Genomic DNA, 1586 nt, shown 5'->3' on the forward strand with positions numbered 1-1586 from the left:
ACCTGAGCAACGACCAGTACAAGATCGTTGTTCTGGATGCAACATCAGGCAAGGTGCGCAGACCAAATGCGGCCACAGATATACCGCTTGGCGTGCTGCAGAACGCCCCTGATGCTGCGAATTTAGCGGCAGTTGTCAGGCCGATAGGCTGCGGCGGGATAACAAAAATCCAGTTGGGCGCAACCCTGGCAATCGGGGTTATCGCAGGCATGGAATATGTGGACGCCGCTGATGCAGGCAAGGCAATAGCCGCTGTAGCCACAATGTACCCTGTTGGAGTTTTACTTGCCGGCGGGGCTGAGGATGAACTTGCAACAATGCTGCTTGCACCACTCACGGTGAAGGCGTAAGGAGGAATAAATGCCACAGCCAAATGTTAAAGACCTAATCGTTGCAGGGCCGCTGGCCAACGTCAGTGTTGCCTACCGCAACAGAAGCTACATCGCTGACAGGGTCTTCCCTGTCATCGATAATATTTCCCCGAAGGCCAAGATTGCCCGGTATCTCAAGGGCGCATGGTTCCGGGATGAAGCAGGGATCAGAGGCCCTGGAGGGGAGGCGATGAGGGGCGGATATCCGGTTGACCTGCTCAGCATCTCCACAAAGGAATACGCCTTTGCAAAAGAGGTGACTGACGAGGACAGGAAGTTTGCGAACTCCCAGGGCGCGCCACCGCTGAAGCCTGATCAGGATGCGCTTGAGTTCTGCGCAGACAAGATCGACCTGTCAAAGGAAAGAAGGGTCGCCTCAATGATCCTTGCGGGTACATGGTCCGGAGTTGCAGGCGAGGACGCCGCAGGTCTCTGGGCTCCCAACGATGCCACAAACACATTCATAGCTGATGTCCTGGCGAGGATCGAGACGATCAGGGCAGCCACGGGCCTGAGGCCAAACGTCATGGTGATGGACTTCGGCACATACAACACCCTGAAAAAGTTGGATGCCCTCCTGGATCGGATCAAATACACCCAGCGCGGCATATTGACGGTTGACCTGATCGCCGCCATGTTCGACCTCGATGAGGTGCTCCTGGGAGAGGCGATCTACTCATCAGCAAAGGAGACAAAGGCAGGCACTGACTGGACATCTGTGAACGTCTGGGAGAAAACTGCCACAAAGGGTTCGGCGTTTCTCTATTACCGGCCATCTTCTCCGGGCCTGAAAACCCCGAGCGCAGGCTATCAGGCACGCGTTGCCTATGATGATGGCGGCATAAGAAGGTCCACAACCTGGAGAGAACCAGCACGGCATCAGGATGTCTATGAAGTGGCCGAGGAAACCGATATCGTCCAGACAGGAACGGACTTAGGGTTCCTGTGGTACGACACGATACTAACTTAGCAGAGAGCTAAGAGCATAGAGCGAAGAGTAAGAAAATGCCCTATAGCACATTAGCTGACATCAAGAAGCTGATCCCCGAGGACTCGGTTATCCAGCTCACCGATGACGAGGGCCTCGGGGTTACAAATCAAACGAGAATTGACGAGGCGATTGCCGGCGCAGACGGAGAGATCGACTCCTACTGCGGCTCGCGCTACACCGTGCCCTTTTCCCCTGTGCCGGACATCTTTCTGATGATGTCCGGC

The 1586-nt window shown here is 55.4% G+C and carries 3 protein-coding genes; all 3 read left to right on the forward strand.

Annotation, left to right across the window (positions count from 1 at the left end):
- On the forward strand, positions 1 to 350 hold a 350-nt coding region (locus HWQ67_RS18015; RefSeq protein WP_218254077.1), incomplete at its 5' end, for a hypothetical protein.
- 10 nt (positions 351 to 360) lie between these two features.
- Positions 361 to 1341 carry a hypothetical protein gene (locus HWQ67_RS18020; RefSeq protein ID WP_218254078.1) on the forward strand — a complete coding sequence of 327 codons (981 nt, stop codon included), beginning with the start codon at positions 361 to 363 and terminating at the stop codon, positions 1339 to 1341.
- Between the two features lie 35 nt (positions 1342 to 1376).
- Positions 1377 to 1586 (forward strand): DUF1320 domain-containing protein (locus HWQ67_RS18025; protein ID WP_218254079.1); only part of this gene is annotated, 210 nt, incomplete at its 3' end.

The sequence above is a fragment of the Candidatus Magnetobacterium casense genome (assembly GCF_019173545.1).
Classification (GTDB): domain Bacteria; phylum Nitrospirota; class Thermodesulfovibrionia; order Thermodesulfovibrionales; family Magnetobacteriaceae; genus Magnetobacterium; species Magnetobacterium cryptolimnobacter.

What these genes read in the sequence shown, in the direction of transcription:
- HWQ67_RS18020 (WP_218254078.1), top strand. Translation starts at nt 361, where the DNA reads ATGCCACAGCCAAATGTTAAAGACCTAATCGTTGCAGGGCCGCTGGCC.